The organism is Ruminococcus albus 7 = DSM 20455, assembly GCF_000179635.2.
GTDB classification, from domain to species: Bacteria; Bacillota; Clostridia; order Oscillospirales; family Ruminococcaceae; genus Hominimerdicola; species Hominimerdicola alba.
Genome location: NC_014833.1, coordinates 473,067 through 495,277, shown reverse-complemented (window position 1 = coordinate 495,277; position 22,211 = coordinate 473,067). Strand labels below are relative to the sequence as shown.

Sequence of the window (22,211 nt, the reverse complement as noted above, 5' to 3'; positions counted from 1 at the left end):
TGTCTATTTATCGATTATATTACCTTTTTCATCATAATAGATATGCTTATCTTCATGTAAATACAAAATATCCGTCTTTCCATCAGAATCTCGTCCAAGATCTAAGTCTATTATATAGTTGTCGTTACGATAATCTTTTAAATTATTATTATTTATTTTACTTACATCTACATTTTTTAATACAGAAATCCTTGTTATCCCAACTAGTTCTCTCTCTCCGAGATATTTTCTTAAGTCATCAGCGTATTCTTCACATTTTTCTCTGTCACATATCTCATCGGAAATTATAACAACTGCGCTGATTCCCAAGTCATTGTGAAAATTTTCTTCTTCATCAAAATGGCTGTAACCAAGTTGATTATCATTAACTGAAACTGCTATCGCTTTGATCTTGTCAGATTTGAAAAACTCTTTTGCGTGTTCTTCGTACATATTTTCAATATACATCAACACTTCATAATCTCCGTAATTATCAGAAAACTCCCCGTCTTTCTCCCGTACAGAAACTATGCTTCTGCTGTCGTTCTCATAAGCACCTTCGGGCATTACAATGAGTTCTTCTTTCTGCCCGAACCCACTTTGATAATAGCCCGCATACTCAAACTCAATGCCGTACTTATCCACCAGATAGCGGTGCATCATTCCCATGCGGTAAATCGAATCCCGCTGACCGATTTTAAGCTCATTGTAATCCGTCGGCAGACCTTTTGATTTCAGCACGTTTATCTGCCAGTCATCAAGCTGTGCAGGGTCATCGAGTTCATAATCTGCCGCCATGTAGTGCTTTGGCGCTTTTTCAGTATTTTTCCCGCACCCCGCCGCACAAACAGCCAGCACCGCCGCGGTCATTATTGCAAGCAGTTTTTTGAGTATCATTAAAACTCCCCCAAATAGTATCTTTTTGCTTCTATGGTGTAATTTTACACCATTTCACTCATTTTGTCAATACTTATATAAAATTTTCTCCAAATTTTCACATAACTCCCTTTTTGTCATATAAAAATAGCCGTACCAAGCTAATGGTAACGACAGTCCTGCGGTATCGGGTCGCCCCTGACGGTGCGAGAAATCGGATTCGCTTCGCTGTCCGATTTCGGGCGCGGACAATAATCACGCACAAAAAAATACGAGTGCATACGGTCGTATACGCTCGTACTTTTTGGTATTGCCCGCGCCTTTATTTGGTCGGTAGTTTGTTTTGCTTTTATAGTTCGCTGTGCATTTTAGTTTTGTTCCTTGGTGATTGAGGGCTCTGCCCCTAACAGTCAGCCTTGCTGACTGTGGCTCCCCGCAAGCCTGCTAGCGCGAGGCTTGACCGCGCGCTTTGATTCGCGGCGTAGTTTGTTTGGGACACAGATTTGCTGTCGCGAAATCGGAACTTTAGCGAAAAGCTCTTCTCCTTGGCATTCTTATCCAACTTCGTCGTTGCCCTGCCAACAATTATGAATTACGAATTGTGAATTATGAATTTAGAAAGATATTGACCAGTATAGCTCTCCTCACAAGCCGCTATCTCCTCGGGTGTGCCTGTACATACCACTGTACCGCCCTTGTCACCGCCCTCGGGTCCCAGGTCGATTATGTGGTCAGCTGTCTTTATAACATCGAGATTATGCTCTATCACAAGCACAGTATTTCCCGCATCGGCAAGCCTTTGCAGAACTTCTATCAGCTTGTGAACGTCCGCCGTATGCAGACCTGTTGTCGGCTCATCAAGGATATATATGGTGCGTCCCGTCGCACGCTTTGCAAGCTCAGTCGCAAGCTTCACGCGCTGTGCTTCACCGCCCGAAAGCGTTGTCGCAGGCTGACCTATCTTCACATATCCCAGACCTACTTCGTAAAGGGTCTGCAATTTGCGCTGTATTTTCGGCATATTCGTGAAGAACTGCACACCTTCCTCAACTGTCATTTCCAGTACATCGTATATACTCTTACCCTTGTATTTTACTTCCAAAGTTTCGCGGTTATACCGCTTTCCTCCGCAGACCTCACAGGGCACGTACACATCAGGCAGGAAGTGCATCTCAATCTTGATTATGCCGTCGCCCTCGCAGGCTTCGCATCGTCCGCCCTTTACGTTGAAAGAAAATCTTCCCGAATTGTAGCCTTTCATCTTCGCGTCCTGTGTCTGGGCGAAAAGCTCACGGATATCGGTGAAAACGCCTGTATAGGTCGCAGGGTTCGATCTCGGTGTTCTGCCTATGGGGGATTGGTTGATATTTATTACTTTATCGAGATGGGATACACCCTCCATTTTATCGAACTCTCCCGCCCTTACTTTCGCGCGGTTAAGTTTTGCAGAAAGGTATTTGTTGATGATCTCGTTCACCAATGAACTCTTTCCGCTGCCCGATACACCTGTAACACAGGTGAAAGTTCCCAGCGGTATCTTAACGTCTATATTTTTCAGATTGTTCTGCCTAGCACCCTTTACTGTCAGGAATTTACCGTTGCCCTTGCGCCTTTCTGTCGGTACGGGTATCTTTCTTCTTCCGCTGAGGTACTGCCCTGTTATCGAGCGTTCGCAGGCTTTGATATCTTCCACCGTACCCTGCGCCACGACTTCACCGCCGTGTATGCCTGCTCCCGGACCTATATCGACTATATGGTCAGCGGCATACATGGTATCCTCGTCATGCTCGACCACTATCAGCGTGTTGCCAAGGTCGCGCAGACGTTTCAGCGTAGCTATCAGCTTATCATTGTCCCTCTGGTGCAGACCGATAGACGGCTCATCAAGGATATAAAGCACGCCCACCAATGACGAACCTATCTGCGTAGCAAGCCTTATTCTCTGGCTCTCGCCGCCAGAAAGCGTACCCGCAGAACGGGACAGTGTCAGGTATTCAAGACCCACGCTGGCAAGGAATCCCAGTCTGTCCTTTATCTCCTTGATTATCCTCTCGCCTATGAGTTTTTCGCGTTCTGTCAGATCAACACTTTCAAGAAATCCCAGAACTGCCACAACAGACTTATCGCAAAGCTCCGCAATATTCAGTCCGCCCACAGTCACGCTAAGGCTCTCGGAACGAAGTCTTCTGCCCTTGCAGGCAGGGCAGGCTTCCTCGCTCATATTCGATTCGATATCAGCCTTTGACCAATCGCTGTTCGATTCCTTATAACGTCTTTCCAGATTGGGGATTATTCCCTCAAAAGCTGAATCATACTCCGCCTTGTAGAACTTGCTGCCGCGTGAAAGATGAAGTTTGTGGTCGCCTGTACCATACAGGAACAGGTCGAGCTGTTCCTCTGTCAGTTCGCTGACGGGCTTATCCAGCGGCACGCCGTATTCATCGGATATCGCCCTGAAATACATATTGGCTATTGAGCTATCGTCAGAAACGTTCCAGCCGCTCGCCTTGATAGCGCCCTCGGATATGGATAGATTCTTGTTCGGCACTATCAGGTCGGGATCTATCTTTTTGAAAACTCCCAGACCCGTACACTTCTCACAGGCACCGTAGGGATTGTTGAACGAGAACATTCTGGGTGCAAGCTCCCCTATGGACACTCCGTGTTCAGGGCAGGCATAGCTCTGCGAGAACGTCATTTCCTCGCCGCCGATAACATCAGCCGTCACAAGTCCGCCCGTCAGCGCGGACACAGTTTCGATACTATCCGTCAGTCTCGATTTTACGCTCTCCTTGATAACAAGCCTGTCAACCACTATCTCGATAGTATGCTTCTTGTTCTTTTCAAGCTCTATATTCTCCGAAAGATCATAGGTTATGCCGTCCACCCTCACGCGTACATAGCCGGACTTCTTAGCCTGCTCGAACTCCTTCTGGTGAGTACCCTTTCTTCCACGCACTATGGGAGCGAGAAGCTGTATCTTGGTACCCTCTTCCAGCGCCATCAGCTGATCGACTATCTGATCGACTGTCTGCTGTTTTATCTCTCGTCCGCAAACAGGGCAGTGTGGCACACCTATCCTCGCATACAAAAGACGCAGGTAGTCATATATCTCCGTAACAGTGCCCACAGTTGAACGCGGATTCTTCGATGTAGTCTTCTGATCTATGGATATCGCAGGGGAAAGCCCTTCAATACTGTCAACATCGGGCTTGTCCATCTGCCCCAGGAACATTCTTGCATAAGAGGACAGTGATTCCACATATCTTCTCTGACCGTCCGCATATATAGTATCAAAAGCCAGCGAACTCTTACCCGATCCCGAAAGCCCCGTCATAACTATCAGCTTGTCACGTGGGATCGTAAGATCCACATTTTTAAGGTTATGCTCCCTCGCACCCTTTATGATTATTTCGTTAATGGGCATTTTATCAACTCCGTTTAATATCAGTTATCCATCTCAATAAAAGCATAATAAAGACCTTGTATACTAGCACAGAATGAGACTTCTGCGTTGCCGTTATCATTCAGGTCATCAATGAAACTATCAATATAGTCACTATATACGCCTTGTGCTTTAAAGAAAACCCTTTTCATATTTATCCATTCCTAACCATCCACAGGTCACTTTTTCTCCCCTTTGAGTTCAGCTATCCTGTCACGCAGGAATGCTGCGTGCTCAAATTCAAGAAGCTTCGCAGCTTCTTTCATCTCGCGGGTCAGCTTATCTATAAGCTTCTGCTGTTCTGCCTTCGAAAGCTTCACAGCCTGTCTTGCGGAATACTCCGCTTCTTCCTTTGTGGATATCTCAATGACATCTCTTATATCCTTGACTATGGTCTTGGGAACTATGCCGTGTTCCTCATTATATTTTTCCTGTATAGCACGTCGTCTTTCAGTCTCACGTATGGCACTCTCCATCGAGCGTGTCACGCTGTCGGCATACATTATTACCATACCTTCCGAGTTTCTTGCCGCTCTGCCTATGGTCTGGATAAGCGAACTTTCCGAACGCAGGAAGCCCTCCTTGTCAGCATCGAGTATCGCAACAAGTGAAACCTCGGGCAGATCAAGACCCTCTCTCAGAAGGTTGATACCAACAAGCACATCAAACTCGCCCAGACGAAGATCGCGTATTATCTCCATACGCTCAATGGTATCAATATCATGGTGCATATACCGCACCTTAACATCAAAGCCCTTCAGATAGGCAGTAAGATCTTCAGCCATCTTTTTTGTGAGCGTAGTCACAAGCACACGCTGACCTTTCTCTACCCTTTTGTTTATCTCGCCAAGCAGATCCTCTATCTGACCATCGGTAGGTCTTACGGATATCAGCGGATCGAGAAGTCCTGTAGGTCTTATCACCTGTTCCACTATCTGCTGCGACTTTTCTTTTTCTATGGGTCCCGGGGTAGCTGATACAAATATAGCCTGATTTATGCGCTCGTAAAATTCATCGAACTGCAAAGGGCGGTTATCCAGTGCCGAGGGCAGACGAAAACCGTAATCCACCAGAGTCTGCTTACGCGCCCTGTCCCCTGCGAACATTCCCCTTACCTGCGGCAGTGAAACGTGAGATTCGTCCACCATAAGCAGAAAATCATCCGGCATGAAGTCAAACAGCGTGAAAGGTACAGCACCCTTTGAACGTCTTGCCAGTACGCGGGAATAGTTTTCTATTCCGCTGCAGAAGCCTATCTCCTCCAGCATCTCCATATCGTAATTCGTCCTCTGCTGTATACGCTGTGCTTCTATCAGCATACCTCTGTCCTCGAAGCATTTCACACGTTCAGCAAGTTCTTCCTTTATCTCGTCGATAGCATCCAGCATTTTCTCGCGGCCGACGATATAATGAGATGCAGGAAAAACAGCAGCGTGATTCAGCGTTGAGAGCACTTCCCCAGTCAGCACGTTCACCTCGCATATACGGTCGATCTCATCTCCGAAGAACTCGACTCTCAGCGCCTTATCCGTGGAATCCGCAGGGAATATCTCAACCACGTCGCCCCTTACACGGAACTTATTTCTTACAAAATTGATGTCGTTTCGCTCGTACTGTATCTTCACAAGCTCCGCAATAAGCTCATCACGTGATTTTTCAGCTCCCTTGCGTATACTTACCACCATGGACTTATACTCTGACGGATCACCAAGGGAGTATATGCATGAAACACTGGCTACTATTATAACATCCCGCCTTTCGGTTATAGCCGTAGTAGCAGAATGACGCAGCTTATCTATCTCATCGTTAATAGAACTGTCCTTTTCTATGTACACATCTGTACTGGGAACATAGGCTTCGGGCTGGTAGTAATCGTAGTAGCTTACAAAATACTCCACCGCATTGTTCGGGAAAAACTCCTTGAACTCCGAACAAAGCTGTGCCGCAAGTATCTTGTTATGAGCAAGTACAAGGGTCGGACGGTTTAACCGCTCGATAACATTAGCCATAGTAAAAGTCTTGCCCGAGCCCGTAACGCCCAGAAGCGTCTGCTCCTTCATACCCGATTCTACGCCCTTTACCAGAGCATCCACTGCTTCAGGCTGATCGCCGGAAAGCTTATAATCCGAAACCAGTTGGAATCTATCCACGAACACCAAACCTCCCTGCTGAAAAAACACAGAAATAATATGCGAACAATCGTTTACTATTATACATCGTAAGGAGCGTTATGTCAAGAGATTTTTCGTTAATTACAGGCATTCCGACCTTTGCCGTCAACTACTCTGCTGATCACAAACAAACGTCTGAGCAGAGCATTTATTCTCTGATACTGACTGCCATTCATCCGCAAAAAAGCAGGCACACTCACTCTGTACAGCCACAGAATTCCGCATACCTGCTTTGATACTTATTCGGTTTTTATTATTCAGCCTAAGCCAGTGTTTCAAGTGAGTACTTTGCACTGTACTCTTTGAGCTTTTTCTCGTAGGTCTCGGGACCGTGCTTGTGCAGTTCGTCCAGATATTCGTGCTTTTTAAGGGTCTCATACTGCTGTTTTGTCGAGATAAGATATATTGCTATATTTGAGCAGTGATCGGATATCCTCTCCACATTGGTAAGTATATCCAGGAAATGTATTCCGACTTCGATAGGACACTGACCGTTCTTTGAGCGGTCGATATGTACCGCCTTGAGTTCTTCCACCAGGCGGTCTACCACCTCTTCAAGAGGTTCTATCTCAGTCAGTACATTCATATCCATAGTCTTTGTTGCTTCGATTGCAAGACCGATTATCTCGGAAATAGCGCCGTGAACTACACTGAGCTCCCAGTTAGCCCTTTCAGAGAAGTGTGCTTCTTCCTCATAAAGCACATTTGCTGTTTCACAGAGGTTCACCGAGTAGTCACCGATACGTTCAAACTCGCTTATCAGGTGGAATAGGGTAGTTACCATTCGTCCCTCGTCCTCGTTGAGCTTACAGTCATTCAGCTTGATAAGGTACTGACCCACACGGTCTTCAAGCCTGTCCAGCAGTTCCTCACGCTCGTTGATCTTCTCTATCTCCCTCATGTCATACTTATCGAACATCATGCAGGCAGATTCAAAGTTCTTGCGGGCATATATACCCATCTGAACGACCGCTTCCCTTGTCTGTGCGATAGCAACATTCGGGGTAACAAGGAATCTTTCGTCCAGCAGATCTTCCTTGGAGAATACGTCTTCTTCCTCGCCTGGCTTATCGCGAACTGTGATACAGGCAAGCTTTTCAAGTACACCTGCAAAGGGTATGAATATCGCAGTCACGATAACGTTGAACAGTGTATGGAAGTTTGCTATGTCACCGTCATCGAATCCTTCATTCCAGAATGACCAGCCCACAGTGAACTGAACTGCGTATATCACTATCAGGAACAGTATAGTACCGATGGAATTGAAGTAAAAGTGCAGCAGTGCCGCTCTTTTTGCGTTTTTGGAAGATTTCAGTGACGACAGCAGAGGTGTCGCGCAGGTACCTATGTTTGTACCCATGATTATCGGAAATGCCGATGCAAACAGTACTGCGCCGCCCGATCCGCTTGCGATTATCTGTAGTATACCTACCGCAGCCGCACTGGACTGTGTGCAGATAGTTACGACTATACCGACCAGTATACCAAGCGCAGGGTTCTTCAGCAGACTGAATATCTTCTGAACCGTATCGGGATCCTTGAAAAGAGGTCCGATAGAGTTCTTCATGGTGGTTATACCTGTGAACAGTATCGCAACACCCAGCAGTATCTCGCCGACCGTCTTTTTCTTGTTCTTCTTCGAGAACATTATTATACCCATGCCCGCTATCGCCAGAATTGCTGAAAGATTTACAGGGTTTACAAGGTTTATCAGAAAACTGTCAGATTCACCAACACTTGCAAGTCTGAGTATATGAGCTGTCATGGTCGTGCCGATATTCGCACCCATGATTATTCCCACCGCGCCGCGGAGTTTCAGAAGTCCCGCATTAACAAGACCGATAACTATTACCGTAGTCGCAGTCGAGGACTGCACCGCCGCAGTCACAACAGCGCCGAAGAATATACTTGTGAAGATATTGCCCGATACTTTTGCAAGTATCTTTTCCATAAGTCCGCCGGCAGATTTTTCAAGACCCGAACTAAGGGTCTTCATACCGTACATGAACATCGCCAGTCCGCCTATCGCGACCAGTATGTTGAAGAAGATAGACATATTTTTACTCCTTTACTTTCCTCGACAGCCCCCCGGCCGCCCTCGTTTCGTTAACTCTATCATACTCCTGCATCATAAATTATAACTTAAAAAACTGCTCTTGTCAATCACTTGCCGATTAGAATGCCTATCGGCTAACAATGTCGATTATTAGAGATTTTGCACAATTGGTAACGATATCATCCGACATAGCGTTTTGTTACTAAATTCCCCGATACAACAATCATTGGTTTTCTCAGCATCACCCGGATCACTATTGAAAAAACTTTCAAAAAGTTCTTGAAAAAGATAAAAAAATGTTGTATAATAAAAATGGATTTCTGTACGCGTAAGTACAGAGGAGAGTGTAAATGAGTTTCTAAGATTTAGGAGGTTAGTTTCTTTTTTATGGAGACGAGAAAAGAAGATCTTGCCAGAATGATCGCCAGGAATATGTCCATGACAGAAAATTTCGGTGATGATCCCGAGCCTGTAAGGGGCGTGACGGATTTCGGCGAGGATGCTTTCGATACTGTTTATGCCTCTGCCGCGAGAGAAAGATATCCGCGTAAAAAGCGCACAGGCAGTTCATCAGGCAGCAGAAACAGTACCGCACAAAGACAGCGCAGCGGCAGTCGCACTGCAAAGTCCGCAGGCAGCAAAAGCAGCACAAATACATCCGCTGTCAGAAAGCAGGCCGCAAAGGTCAAAAAGAAGAAAAAGAAAAAGATGACCGCGACCAAGGCAGCCCTGATCTGCACGTGCATACTGCTGACAGGTCTTGTAACGGCAGGCGGCGTATTTATCATAGGCAGAAAAGCTTATGAGGACACCTTTCTCGACAACACTTACATAAGCGGTGTTGATGTGGGCGGAATGGACAAGAAACAGGCTCTGGCAGAGTTAAAAAAGAAGTCCGTCATCCCGGAAACTGTTTATATTACCAAAAGGGACGGCTCAGGGATGAATATCGCGCTGAAAGATATAGGCTACGTCGATAATACAGAGGAACTTATAAACAAGTACTATAACGGTCAGGATCACGGCAAGTGGCTCAATGCCAAGTTTGAAAAGGATGAATACTCCATAAAGAATTCATTCCACTACGACAAGAAAAAACTGGAAAATCTGCTGGCGCACAAGCTTATAAAGAATCAGAAAGCCAAGCCGCCAAAGGACGCTTATATAACCCGCAGCGACAGCGGCAGTTTCGTTGTTGTAAACGAAGAAGACGGCGATACCATAGATACAAACAAGATACAGCTGCTTTTCGATTACGTCGAAAGCGAACTTGATAATATGAATTTTGATATTGCTATCGGCTCGGTTGACTGCTACAAAAAAGCAAAGATCCATGCAGATGACCTTTATGAACAATGCCAGAAGCTCAACAATCTGGATAGTATCGAAATTGTATTCGATTTTCACCAGGGCACTGAGAAGATTGACGGTCTTACCATTACGAAATGGATAGGCTTTGATGAAGACGATCCTGTAAATTCCCTGGAGGTAGACCGCGATCAGGTCGAGCAGTATGTAAATCGTTTAGCAAGCAAATATGATACCTTCGGCAAAGACAGAGAATTCGTATCTACCAGCAGGGGCGCGATAACAGTACCCCAGGGCGCAGGCTGCTATGGATGGTGGCTTAACAAAGACGCTATGACGGACTATATCATAGAAAGCATAAAGAACTGCGAATCAAGCAGGACAGAAGCTATATATTATGTCAACCCCGACTCGACTTACAGCTATACCTGCAACCCCGACTGGCTCACTGCCGAATCGGATTTCAGCGATACCTATTTCGATGTGGATCTCGCGAAGCAGCATCTATGGTACTATGAAAACGGCGAGATGAAAATGGAAAGCGATTTCGTATCAGGCTATCCAAGCGAATCCAGAAATTCTCCTGCGGGAGTATATAAGCTTTGGCTGAAGGAGCGCGGCAAGACACTGGTCGGCAGTTCGGACGGACAGTCCTACGCTTCTTATGTTGAGTTCTGGAACTATTTCAGCACCATAGGCATAGGTTTCCACGATGCTTCCTGGCAGGGAGGAGTCTTCGGAGGAGATAAGTATAAATCTCCAACATGGGGCAGCCACGGCTGTATAAATCTGCCATACGATGCAGCAGAGTACATATACAACAACGTTCCGTTAGACACGCCTGTATTTATGTACTGGTAAAAAGCAGACAGCCGACGGAGTCAATATCCGTCGGCTTTTTTCTTGAAACAATATATGGATGGTGACAGGATATGAACAGAAAAATAGTATTAGTGATATCGCTGCTTGCAGCTGCACTTTGTCTTGCTGCCTGCAGCAATAAGGAAAAACCAAAGCAGACAGCCAGCAAAGCTGACAAGGAAACTTCCGCAGCTAAGGATGATGAATCTGCTGCAGAAGGCGAAGAGGATACCTTGGGTGTATTGAAGGATATGTATGAGGATAAGCCCTCGGCGATAAAAGGGCTGATACTCGAATCAAAATCCACCTGGCGCAATTCACCCGATATAGAGGAGATGGCAGAGGAAGGCTACACAAAGGAAGTCGCTATATCCGATTTTGAACTTGACGAAGTATTTGAGATGTACATCGACACCGATCTCGATGACGGCTGGAACATCTATATATGCCGTCAGGACAGTGTAGGCGATATGTCATCACTCACCGAGGAAAAGCTGAAAGAACTCAGTGAAAAAGGCGGATTCGCCAACGACTACGGCAACAAGCCCGACAAAGAAAAACACGGAGATCTTGGCGGAATGTGCGTGGCTTCCGATGAAGCCACCGAGGGCATATACGATATGTTCTTCGTCCGCGGCGGTGAGATAGACAGCTATATCGAGCTTGAAATAACAAAGCCGTCCAACGCAGAATAACGGACGGCAGAAAAGAGGAACATAATGAAAAAGATACTTGTGATACACGGACCGAACCTCAATCTTCTGGGCGAAAGAGAGCCCGGAGTATACGGCACTGATACATTCGAGAGCATAAACGATGAGATAGTTGCGCACGCGCTCGGATACAGCATCCACTGTGAGGTATTCCAGTCCAACCATGAGGGTGAGATAATAGACGAACTGCATCTTGCAAGAAAGAAATTCGACGGTGTGGTGCTGAACGCAGGCGCGTATACCCATTACAGCTACGCTATCCGCGATGCCATAGCCGCTATAAAGATACCCGTGGTAGAAGTACACCTCAGCAATATCCACGCTAGGGACGAATTCCGTGAAAAGTCCGTGATAGCCCCCGTATGCGTGGGACAGATAAGCGGTTTCGGCAAGTATTCTTATCTCATGGCAGTTGATGCACTCAATTATAAGTGGAGCGAACAGGCTGAATAATACGTATACAGAATTTCTTTCAAAACTGCCCGATACGGCTGCATACAAAAAGCCGACACAGGAAAAGATAAACGACGCAGATAAAGAATTCTATTCTTTATTTGAAGTTGGTTTACCCAATGATTATATAGAATTTCTGCACCACACAAATGGTTTGTCATATGATGGACGCAGTATCTGCGGGGTGTATGATGAAGAGTTCCTAACCGAATATCCGAGAAAAAAGAGCATGGATATAATACGGTTCAACTCATCTTTCAGGGATATGACGGATATAACCGACTATATCCTGCTGGGAAAATCAAGTATAGACCACATCGTTTACAATACCAGCGAAAAGAAAGCTGTTTTCTATCAGGACAGGTCTGCTGATCGCTAAATATTCGAGAGGGTATGCGATCGATAAGCTGAAAAGCGAATTCACGGATCTGATCCGATCTGTCAGTGACAGTTTGGATACTGATTCGTATGATGACGGTCTGCGCTTTTTGTCCCTGTGTGTGCTTTTTAAAGCGGACAATGATACCATATATCAAGTCACAAAGCTGATAAAGGAAAATGTCGGGTATGACAGTATCATCGAGTGCCTGGAAGCAAATGCGCTGCCTGACTGTAATACTCTGAAATATCCCGATATTTACGGTGATATGTGGGAAATGATCTGCAAAAATGATACCGGCGGCATCATAGGATACCTGCAGAAAAAATGGTATAAAAGCCATTCCCACGCTTACTGGTATGATGCACATAAAGCCAAGGAAAAGCTCTATTTCGGATATTGGACATTTGAGATCGCTGCATTGATGAAAGCACTCAACATAAATGCGGACAGCCTGAATGGTATTGAGTACTTTCCTTATGAGCTGTATTCTTATTAAATAGAACGAGGGTGTAAATTATGACAAGGCTTGAACGCCTGCAGGAAAAACTCGACGAAGGTACCTGCGGCATCATCACTGACGATATAAACAGACGTTACTTTACGGGAATGAGATCCAGTGCAGGAACACTGCTGGTATTCCCTGAAAAAAGCTATCTGATAATAGATTTCAGGTACATCGAAAAAGCCAGCGCGACAGTAAAGGACTGTGAAGTACTGCTTGAAGCCAGAGGCAGTGAAAAATATGTCCAGATAAACGAGCTTCTTGAAAAGCATGGTACCAAGACAGTTGCCATAGACAGCCAAACCTGTACCGTCAGCGAACTGGCATCTTACCGCAAACAGCTGAATGCTGAGATACCGGGCGACGGACGTTTCGGACGTACCATACGCAAACTGCGCATGGTCAAGTCTGCTGACGAAATAGAAAAAATGATAGCCGCACAGCGCATAGCCGAACAGGGCTTCGAGTTCATGCTGGGCTATATAAAAGAAGGTCTGACAGAGCGCGAAATGCAGCTGAAGCTGGACTATTTCATGCTTTCCCACGGTGCGGAAGCTCTCAGCTTTGATACGATAGTGCTGAGCGGTCCAAATACATCTCTTCCTCATGGTGTGCCCTCGGACAGAAAAGTGCAGAAGGGCGAGTTCGTACTTATGGACTTCGGCGCAGTTGTTGACGGCTATCACAGCGATATGACAAGGACAGTATGCGTGGGCGAACCTGCCGACAAGATGCGCAAGGTTTACGACATAGTCCTGAAAGCCCAGCAGGCAGGCATAGACTCACTTAAAGCGGATATCTCCGGCAAGGACTTTGATGCTGCCGCAAGAGATATCATATCCGCTGCAGGCTACGGCGATAATTTCGGACATTCACTGGGTCACGGTGTAGGTATTGAGATACACGAAGAACCCTACGGGTCACCTGTTTCTCAGGCACTTATACCCGAAAATTCCGTTATCACCATTGAACCGGGCATATACCTTGAAGGTGAGTTCGGTGTGAGGATAGAGGACTTCGCGGTTGTAAAAAATAACGGCTGCGAGAATATGACTCTCGCAAGAAAAGAGCTTATCTGCTTATAACGATCGGGTCTGACATATTTAAACGGATCCAAACAGAATCAAACATAATTATAAGGCTGCGTGTTCCTTACGAGCACGCAGCCTTTCAGTTTTTGTCGTACTTTATACTATCAGCACACTGTCGTTCAAATCGAACGCAGGATCATCAGTTTCTCAGATAATCATTAAGCTCCTCAATGCTCATTCCGCCTATACCGATATAATCGAGCGTATATCTGTCATCAACAAAATAGTTAGTCTGATGGAATGCACCGCCCAGAATGATCATAGCGTCAATGACAGGTGTCGGAACTCCGTATGCAACGCCAAGGTCATGATACAGCTTACAGCTTACCGGGATATCCTCTGTCAGGTATCTGTGATTTATGTTGTTCGGACCGACATTTCCCTCATCGGAAGGCTGATCAAGCGGAAAAACGACATTATCGTTTCCGTCTTTATCAAGACCCATATACTCCTGCGTCAGAACACTTCTTCTGGAGAAGAACATCTGCTTCTTGTACCTCGGACATCCGACACCAAGTTTCTTTGCAAGTGCTATCTCTTCATTGAAGAATTGATACTGTACCTCACAAATAGAAGGGCATAGTCCGTGAGAATACATTGAATATGTCTCCGGTGCATTTCCGTAGACAAGTACCCAGTTCTCCATACTTGATACACCAAGAACAGATGCCGGGACATGGATAACCGGATTTACATTAGCAAAATCAATATCCAGGATCGTATCACCCTTAACAGGACCATCACCTTGTGTAACACTGTCCATAGCCGGAAGATATCTGGATGCTTCAATAAAATCATCGCTGTCCTTTGCAGGCATAGCAGCACCTCTGAGGCTGATAGCTCTGTACTTTACGCCAACATGAGGCAGCCAGTAATCATTGATCTTTTCAATTCTTGTACCATAAGGAGCAGAAGACCATCCGCCAACTATAACGTCTTTAGTGCAGCCTGCTTCTCTCATCATCTTTCTTAGCAGAAGACTTGCCCAGTTATCTGTAAATACCATTACGACCTGTCCGTCTTCAAGACAAGGTATCAGCTGCCTGAACATAGCTTCATGTCTCCAGGAAGTAGTAGCAACGCATATTATTCCAGCACCCTTTACAACCTCTGCCATATCAGTAGAGATTACATCAAGATAAGCTTTGCCGGAGCGCTCAAACCCGTCCCTGTTGCGTTGAATGCCGTCAAGAAGTATCCCCGATTTATGAAGTATCTTCATTGAACTCTCGTAATACTCCTCACTGCCCCATAGTCTGACTTCCGAACCTGCCAGCTTACAATCTGCAGCTATCGTTTTACCTACTGCACCACTTCCAAGGACCGCTACAGGCATCCCTTTTAAATATGACATATCTCTGCTCATTATCTTTCCTCTTTTCAATATTATATTTTATCACCCTGACGCACCAAGCAATACAGCCCTTTTACAGTGATCTCAATAAATACTCAATATCACATCTGCTTTCAGATCGGTGTGCCAAAGAGATAACCAATTTTTATTTATAATCACGGTCATTATCCAGATTGATCGGACAGATAATGTTCTTGCCGTCCGTTGAAAACACTTTCATTTTTTCTGCAAAATGATCCGTAGTACGATCCATATCTGCGATGGAATCTGCTGTGAATGAGAAAGTCGCAAAATATGATCTGGTACTTCTGTTATCTATTTTTTCTCCCTCATTATAAAAAACGATATCATCAGTGAGCTTATCATATTTACATAGCTCGTACACATTATCCATATTTTCTATGATATGTCCGTCATACGCAAAAAAATATAGTCTTGCATATAATTTTGAAGGAACGTATCCCCTGCTTTGTATCAGTTTCTCTTTCAAAGCAGCTTTATCATAAACACAATCCAGCAGCAGCTGATTTATACTCAGCCCAGAATGAGCGCCTATGATATCATTTTCAAATGCAAGTATCCTTCCTGCTATCTCACATACTGTAAGAGTACCTTTGTAGAAAAAGCACTGCATTGACAGCACGCCGTACTTCTGACCGACAGCATCTGCAAATTTCTGGAGCGTCACCCTTGCTGCTTCAATTATGTCATCATGCCGTGAGGTATTGTAAAAAATACGGCTCAGTCTTGGTATGGACTTATCTTCACATCTGGTCTTCTCACGGTCTCCGCAGCTGATAACATAGACCTTTCCTTCCGCTACAAACGAGGTGATATTGTATTCTCCTCCCTTGCTGTATTCCTCGACCAACACCTTTTCTGAATGTGAGATCTCTGCCGACTTTTCTGCATACAGCCGAAGTTCTTCGCTGTTGTTTACCACATATATCCCCTTTGAGCCCCATGCATTCGAGGGCTTTACCACAAGAGGAAAACTCAGTCCTTTGATATCCTCATCGGAAAAATCCTTGTTTATGATCCTGTTTTCCGGAACGCTCACACCCAGAGAGCGCAGCAGATCCTTTGCCTGTTTCTTATCCCTATAGTATTTGAGCATATCTGCCGAAGCATACCATTCAATACCTGCTTTATGTGCTATCTCAGTTATTTTTTCAAACACAAGATCAGAAAATGATCCCAATATGCCATCAGCCTTTTCTCTGATACACATCTCAGCAACTTTTTCCGTATCACGTATATCAATATCATAATACTTATCTGCTATATTCTTCGCGTGTCCGTTCTTATAACCGTCACATACTATCGTATAATAACCGCGCTTTTTTGCCTCTATGACCAATTGAACATTTTCGTATAAAGAACCGATAATTACTAATCTGTGCTGCATTTCTTACTATCCCCACCATATCTGTTTTCACAATTGATAGCCTCACTTATCACATATATAGGTCTGTTCTTGACCTCATTGAAAATATTGCCGATATATATGCCTACTATACCCAGCATCATCAGTATCAGTCCACCCATGATGACTACCGCTGCAATAATACTCGTCCAGCCGGCAAGTATGTCACGTCCCATGATCTTCTGGATTATAAGCACCAGTATGTATATCATAGCAAGAGATGACAGAATGAAACCCAGCTTAATAGACAGCTTCAGAGGTTTATTGGAATGAGTGGTTATAAGAGAAACTGCGAACCGTATCTTTTTCCGCATATTATAAGACGATCTGCCCTCATAGCGTTCTTCACATTCGATATCTATCGAAGTCTGTCTGAATCCGAGCCACTTTATGAACATCTGATACGCACGGTTCTGTTCTCTCATCCTGCAATAATTTTCAATAACAGATCTGCGAGATACACTGAAATTACCTATCGAAGGATCTATATCCTCCTCAGTAAAATAGCTCAGCACGCGATAGAACGATCTTGATAGAAAAAGTGTGACAGCAGTATCCTTTCTTTGGATACGCCTTGCAAATACAACATCATACCCTTCCTGCGCTTTCTTATAAAGATCAACGATCGCTTCCGGCGGATCTTGAAGATCACAATCCATAACGACTACCCAATCACCCGTACATATATCAATACCCGCTGTGATCGCATTAGCCTGTCCGAAATTACGTGAAAGATGTATACCCTTTATACGCTTGTCATTTTCACACAGTTCCTTTATGCTTTCCCAGGAACCCTGCGGACAGTGATCCTCAACAAGTATGATCTCATACTCATTCACTATCGAAGAAAGCGTGTTGTTCAGCCGTTCACACAACACAGGCAGTGCGGAGCGGCAGCCGTATACAGGTACCACTACCGATATATCCATTCTATAATCATTCCTTTACATACTCATAAACTCTATATCGCATATACAATGATCCCGATCAGTATCAGACCAAGACCGAAAACTTGCTTTTTTTCAGGTATCTCTCGAAAAAACAGGAAACTAAGTATCGTAACAAAAATATATCCCGTAGCATCAAGCAGCGGTGACATGGACAGCGGCACGACCTTCAGTCCGTACATAGAGATCAGTGTACAAAGAAAAAACACTCCATACGAGGTCATCACAGGTATGTTCAGATACTCACGCAGCTTTGAACTGTATTGTTTTCCTGCCGATTTTTTCAAAAGTATCTGTGAAAACGACGATATCAGCGAACTTAACACCAGAATAAGCGCATATTTAGTCAACCTTGTCATGATACTCCTTTCCGGACGAAACAAATATCACTCCGACAATAACTATCATGCCGCCGATGATCTGCTTGGCAGTGAGCTGTTCGTTGAAGAACAGTATGCCCCACACCATTCCCCATACGACCGTGACCGATCTGCAGGCATAAGCAGTACTTAGTTTCAAGTGTTTTAATATCTGCTGCCAGAACACAGCATATACCATAAGCACCAGCAGCAGAGCTCCGTACAGGACGATCCATTTCAAAGACAAGAACTTTTCTGCAGCAGCCTTTTTTGAAAACACCCCGCCGAACGACATCACCAACACGATCAGATGCATAAGAAGAAAGTATTTTTTATCGGATCCTTTCATATATTACGCCTCACTATGCTTCATTCACAGCCGTTCCGTCCTTACTGCGTATCCTGCGTTTAAGTATCAGATCGACAGCCGTATATATAAGCAGTATCCCTGCACTCACAGACGAAATGATAACTCCGTACTTGAACCCTGGTATCCTGTACCTGAACGAGATACTGTGATCTCCCTGCGGTACATATACCGCCGAAAGTCCGTTGAATACGCGTTCGATCTCTGTGGGGCTGCCGTCAATATATGCAGTAAAATATCTATTGTAAGGTACTGAGAAAAATACAAGATTATCCTTCGGCAGGTCGATACGTGCATTGAATCCGGTCTTATCAGGCACAAATTCGTAGCAAGCGCTGGCAGCACGGTCGCGGCAGTCCTGATAATAGGTTTCAACAGATACATCATTATATTTATCTTCGGGCAATTCCTGTAATATATCACCATATTTCTCTATCTGTTCATCCGTGAGCCATATAGCCTTCAGAAAAAGTTTTTGCCTGTCAACCTTGTCATCATACATCTTCCTGCTATCCTCATCGCTATTATGAGGCTGCGCATCTATCCTGATATAGTTGTCATAGGTAAAACCCATAGGTATAAACGCCTTGTTTTTATATAATACATAACGATTTATTACCTTATCCTGTTCAAAACCCTCTATATGCTTATTCAGATCTTCCGGTTCAACTTCGATACCTCCCGTAAGAAGAAGGTTGCAATAAAGATCATATTTCACCGAAAGGAAGCTGCACAATGCATAATTATCAGTATCAAATGTCAGATTGATCTTCTTGTTAAAATTATTTCCTGTTTCTCCCAGGAAACTGCTGGTATCTCCGGTTATCATGGAGTTAAAAGTTGCTATTGTGGGATACCCCCAGATCATTGATTTGTTTTTAGTGTTTGTCATGCAGTATGAAGTCCTGAAGAATTCATCATCATCTATCACTACAGGTTCAGAGCCATTCCACATAATGTCTTTCTGTTTTGGGATACTTTCAAAATAGTTTTCCTGTGCAAGAAAGAATGCCGTACCAAAAAATGGCAAAACACAGCACACACACACAAGCTTACGTATATTTCTTACAGAGATAAAGCTTACCTTATCCATAGGATAATGAAGAAGATACAGCACGATCATTCCAAACAGTGAAACAGCAGCCATGATGATCCAGGCTCTATTCCCGTAAATCCGCGGCTTTTCAAAGCAAGCCGTATATACACCGTATACGATCATAAATCCTACGATCGCCGCACATATCCGAAGTTCTTTTTTCGGCTTTGCATCTTCGATATTATCTATATATCTGCCGGTCATCATTATCATAACAAGCAGAGGCATAAAAAGCCAGCGCGCATAATACCTGTTATTGAATACTGCAAAAGAACTGTTGAGAACAGGTACACAAGCAAATATGATGCATACTTTCAACAGTACACTATACCACGCACGTTTTTCCTTCTTGAATATCATGTATACACCCAGTATCAAGAACAGGGGTATATACAACAGCGGCGGAGATATACTCAACTGACTGTTCCTGAAATACCAGTCGTTAGCACATAAAGCCGGCGGAAAAAACATTGATCTTATTATACACAGCACTACTCCGGGATTCTCATAAGCTATCAGACTGTGGCTGAATATCTTTCCGTCTGCACGGGCATTTCCCGAAAGAACGCTATAGAAAGGCAGCATCAACATAGCACTCATAAGAACACCGCAGCCGGTTTCAATTGCCAGACGCATGAACAGTTTCAGATCAAGTTTCGGGAAACTCTTTGTTGCGGTCCTGACGATGTAATATATCAACAGGAACAGACACGTCATCCAAGCAAAAACAGGACTTATAAGACAATAAATTCCAAGAAGTGCAGCAAAACAGAACGGCTTTCTGTTTATCACCAACTGATCAAAGCAATACAACATCAGCGGAAACATAAGATATCTTTCCGAAAACTGATATACCAGATCAAACAGCTGAAAACCGGAAAAAGCATACAGCAGACCGCATAAATAGGCGCTCTGATCTTTTTTGACATACTGACGGCAGTAAATATAAGCTGTTACTGCTGATAATCCGACTTTCAATGCCATAACAACAGTATGTATGTAAGGCATAACACCGGTCGGGACCGCGTACATCAGCCAGTCAAACGGAGAAAAAATGTGATCATGATAAGAGGTAAGAAAATCCATACCCAGGAAGGAATTCCAGTCAAAAGCCGGGAATCCCTGACCGCTGTGCAGCAGCTTGCTTATATATTCGGTAAATACAATAGTCTGTTCATTATAGTCTCCTGTCCACATATACACGCCCTTTGAAATGATGAGTATGGGAGAAATACCGACAAGAAACAAGAAAAAAGAAGTAAAAAACAATTTAAGTAAAGGGTGTTTGATCATGTTCTTTTCGTCAGGCATTAGTCATTCCTCCGTCATCACAAAGAAAGACAAGACAGTTTCCGTTACAGTATGCCTGTCCTCATCTGTCATTCCGTAATACATAGGAAGCCTGACCAGACGTTCACTTTTCTTTGTCGTATAAATATCTTTTCCGCTGAATCTGCCGTAATGTATACCTGCGGGAGCAGAATGCAGCGGTACATAGTGGAATACCGTAGTTATACCTGCTTCCTTCATATATTTTATGAACTCTGTCCTATGTTCAAGATCACGCAGCTTTATATAGAAAAGATGAGCATTATGACAGCAGCCATCCGGGATGTTCTGTATCTCTATAAGTCCCTTTTTTACCAGAGGTCCAAAGGCTTCTGAGTATATGCGGTGAGTTGTAAGACGATCATTGTTTATCTCATCAAGCATCTGCAGCTGTCCCTAGAGAAACGCCGCATTTATCTCGCTTGGAAGATAGCTGTCTCCGAAATCTACCCATGTGTATTTGTCTATCTCACCGCGGTAAAACTTGGAACGATTCGTTCCTTTCTCACGTAGTATCTCCGCTCTTTCAAGATAAGCATCATTATTTATGAGCAGCGCCCCGCCCTCGCCCATAGAGTAATTCTTAGTCTCGTGGAACGAATAGCACCCAAAATCTCCTATAGTACCGAGATATTTTCCCTTATAGGTGCTCATGACTCCCTGAGCTGCATCTTCTATGACCATAAGACCATACCTGTGCGCTATATCCATTATAGTATCCATTTCGCAGGCTACACCGCCGTAATGCATAACAGTTATGGCTTTTGTACGCGGAGTTATTGCTGCTTCTATTTTCGTTTCGTCGATATTCATGGTATCGGGACGAACATCTACAAATACAGGCACTGCACCGCCAAGTATAATAGCATTGGCGGTACTGGAAAAGGTATAGCAAGGTATAGCTTGGAAGAATGACCTCATCGCCCTCATTGAAACCGCATAAAAGTGCAGCCATATCAAGAGCACTGGTGCAGCTCGTAGTTATCAGTACGTGACGCGCATCAAAGCGTTTTTCCATAAGCCTGCTGCAGCGCTTCGTGAAATCACCATCACCTGAAATACGTCTATTTTCCACTGCTTCAGCTATAAATCCGAGTTCATTACCGACTACCGGCGGTACATTAAAACTGATCATATTATTGCCCCTGTTGTTATAAGTTTATTTTATGTTCTGTCACAGTATAATATATGCTGTGACCCGGTATTTTCATTTGTGATTTATTCATTGTTTCAACAAAGAATAATAACATATGGTAGTTTAATTATAATCCATTTCTCCAACCCGGAGTAATGACATCTTAGTTTAAATTTCAAATTATCTTAATACAAAACAAGTCTGTTATCAGTAAAAATGGTTCGCATCATTCCTTCATTAATATATATGTACCGTCAATAAACAGGAATGTGATTTTTGAACAGTTAAGCTTGCAGATCATTGATAATGTAAAAAAAGCGGTCAACCATAATAGCTGACCGCTTTGCTTGTGATATCCTAA

Annotated in this window: 17 protein-coding genes and 2 pseudogenes; 6 read left to right on the top strand and 13 right to left on the bottom strand. The window is 44.2% G+C overall.

Annotated elements, in window-relative coordinates:
- Positions 1 to 3: 3 nt before the first annotated feature.
- From RUMAL_RS02300 to RUMAL_RS02285, 5 genes are all read right to left on the bottom strand, one after another.
- On the bottom strand, positions 4 to 876 hold the full coding sequence (locus tag RUMAL_RS02300; RefSeq protein WP_013497194.1) for a hypothetical protein: 873 nt from the start codon (positions 874 to 876) through the stop codon (positions 4 to 6).
- Positions 877 to 1,447: 571 nt separating this feature from the next.
- Entirely contained in the window at positions 1,448 to 4,282 is a 2,835-nt protein-coding gene (uvrA, locus tag RUMAL_RS02295; protein WP_013497193.1) for an excinuclease ABC subunit UvrA, read from the bottom strand.
- A 20-nt stretch (positions 4,283 to 4,302) separates the two neighbouring features.
- Positions 4,303 to 4,452 (bottom strand): hypothetical protein, encoded by a 150-nt coding sequence (locus RUMAL_RS21630; protein WP_013497192.1) that lies wholly within the window; start codon positions 4,450 to 4,452, stop codon positions 4,303 to 4,305.
- Positions 4,453 to 4,479: 27 nt separating this feature from the next.
- Positions 4,480 to 6,450 carry an excinuclease ABC subunit UvrB gene (uvrB, locus tag RUMAL_RS02290; protein WP_013497191.1) on the bottom strand — a complete coding sequence of 657 codons (1,971 nt, stop codon included), beginning with the start codon at positions 6,448 to 6,450 and terminating at the stop codon, positions 4,480 to 4,482.
- A 283-nt stretch (positions 6,451 to 6,733) separates the two neighbouring features.
- Positions 6,734 to 8,527 (bottom strand): Na/Pi cotransporter family protein, encoded by a 1,794-nt coding sequence (locus RUMAL_RS02285; RefSeq protein ID WP_013497190.1) that lies wholly within the window; start codon positions 8,525 to 8,527, stop codon positions 6,734 to 6,736.
- Positions 8,528 to 8,914: 387 nt separating this feature from the next.
- On the opposite strand from RUMAL_RS02285, the gene RUMAL_RS02280 reads away from it, so the two are divergent.
- The 6 genes from RUMAL_RS02280 (at position 8,915) to RUMAL_RS02255 (ending at position 13,831) form a co-directional block, all read left to right on the top strand.
- A complete protein-coding gene (locus RUMAL_RS02280) occupies positions 8,915 to 10,696 on the top strand; it encodes a L,D-transpeptidase family protein (RefSeq protein ID WP_013497189.1) in 1,782 nt (593 codons plus the stop codon).
- 71 nt (positions 10,697 to 10,767) lie between these two features.
- Positions 10,768 to 11,391: a hypothetical protein gene (locus RUMAL_RS02275; RefSeq protein ID WP_013497188.1), complete on the top strand. Its 624-nt coding sequence runs from the start codon at positions 10,768 to 10,770 to the stop codon at positions 11,389 to 11,391.
- Between the two features lie 24 nt (positions 11,392 to 11,415).
- Entirely contained in the window at positions 11,416 to 11,862 is a 447-nt protein-coding gene (gene aroQ, locus RUMAL_RS02270; protein ID WP_013497187.1) for a type II 3-dehydroquinate dehydratase, read from the top strand.
- The gene (locus RUMAL_RS02265) at positions 11,825 to 12,241 is read left to right on the top strand and encodes a YrhA family protein (protein WP_013497186.1); all 417 of its coding nucleotides are present in this window, start codon (positions 11,825 to 11,827) and stop codon (positions 12,239 to 12,241) included. The genes aroQ and RUMAL_RS02265 overlap by 38 nt, the downstream gene beginning before the upstream one ends.
- Positions 12,189 to 12,740, top strand: coding sequence for a PoNe immunity protein domain-containing protein (locus RUMAL_RS02260; protein WP_336470108.1), 552 nt, complete (start codon positions 12,189 to 12,191; stop codon positions 12,738 to 12,740). Before RUMAL_RS02265 ends, RUMAL_RS02260 begins: the two co-directional genes overlap by 53 nt.
- A 20-nt stretch (positions 12,741 to 12,760) precedes the next feature.
- A complete protein-coding gene (locus tag RUMAL_RS02255) occupies positions 12,761 to 13,831 on the top strand; it encodes an aminopeptidase P family protein (RefSeq protein WP_013497185.1) in 1,071 nt (356 codons plus the stop codon).
- Between the two features lie 145 nt (positions 13,832 to 13,976).
- Here RUMAL_RS02255 and RUMAL_RS02250 read toward each other — a convergent pair whose 3' ends face one another.
- From RUMAL_RS02250 to RUMAL_RS22895, 8 genes and pseudogenes are all read right to left on the bottom strand, one after another.
- Positions 13,977 to 15,203, bottom strand: a complete 1,227-nt coding sequence (locus RUMAL_RS02250) for an NAD/NADP octopine/nopaline dehydrogenase family protein (protein ID WP_013497184.1) — start codon at positions 15,201 to 15,203, stop codon at positions 13,977 to 13,979.
- Positions 15,204 to 15,336: 133 nt separating this feature from the next.
- Complete coding sequence (locus RUMAL_RS02245; protein WP_013497183.1) at positions 15,337 to 16,599, bottom strand: ATP-grasp domain-containing protein; 1,263 nt, start codon at positions 16,597 to 16,599, stop codon at positions 15,337 to 15,339.
- A complete protein-coding gene (locus RUMAL_RS02240) occupies positions 16,584 to 17,546 on the bottom strand; it encodes a glycosyltransferase family 2 protein (protein ID WP_013497182.1) in 963 nt (320 codons plus the stop codon). The genes RUMAL_RS02245 and RUMAL_RS02240 overlap by 16 nt, the downstream gene beginning before the upstream one ends.
- 32 nt (positions 17,547 to 17,578) lie before the next feature.
- Positions 17,579 to 17,923 (bottom strand): EamA family transporter, encoded by a 345-nt coding sequence (locus tag RUMAL_RS02235; protein WP_013497181.1) that lies wholly within the window; start codon positions 17,921 to 17,923, stop codon positions 17,579 to 17,581.
- Complete coding sequence (locus RUMAL_RS02230) at positions 17,907 to 18,272, bottom strand: EamA family transporter (protein ID WP_013497180.1); 366 nt, start codon at positions 18,270 to 18,272, stop codon at positions 17,907 to 17,909. Before RUMAL_RS02230 ends, RUMAL_RS02235 begins: the two co-directional genes overlap by 17 nt.
- A 13-nt stretch (positions 18,273 to 18,285) precedes the next feature.
- On the bottom strand, positions 18,286 to 20,697 hold the full coding sequence (locus RUMAL_RS02225; RefSeq protein ID WP_013497179.1) for a YfhO family protein: 2,412 nt from the start codon (positions 20,695 to 20,697) through the stop codon (positions 18,286 to 18,288).
- Positions 20,698 to 20,700: 3 nt separating this feature from the next.
- A pseudogene (rffA, locus tag RUMAL_RS02220) lies at positions 20,701 to 21,636 on the bottom strand (dTDP-4-amino-4,6-dideoxygalactose transaminase).
- Positions 21,637 to 21,682: 46 nt separating this feature from the next.
- Positions 21,683 to 21,850: pseudogene (locus RUMAL_RS22895) on the bottom strand (dTDP-4-amino-4,6-dideoxygalactose transaminase); the annotation flags it as partial.
- Positions 21,851 to 22,211: the final 361 nt, after the last annotated feature.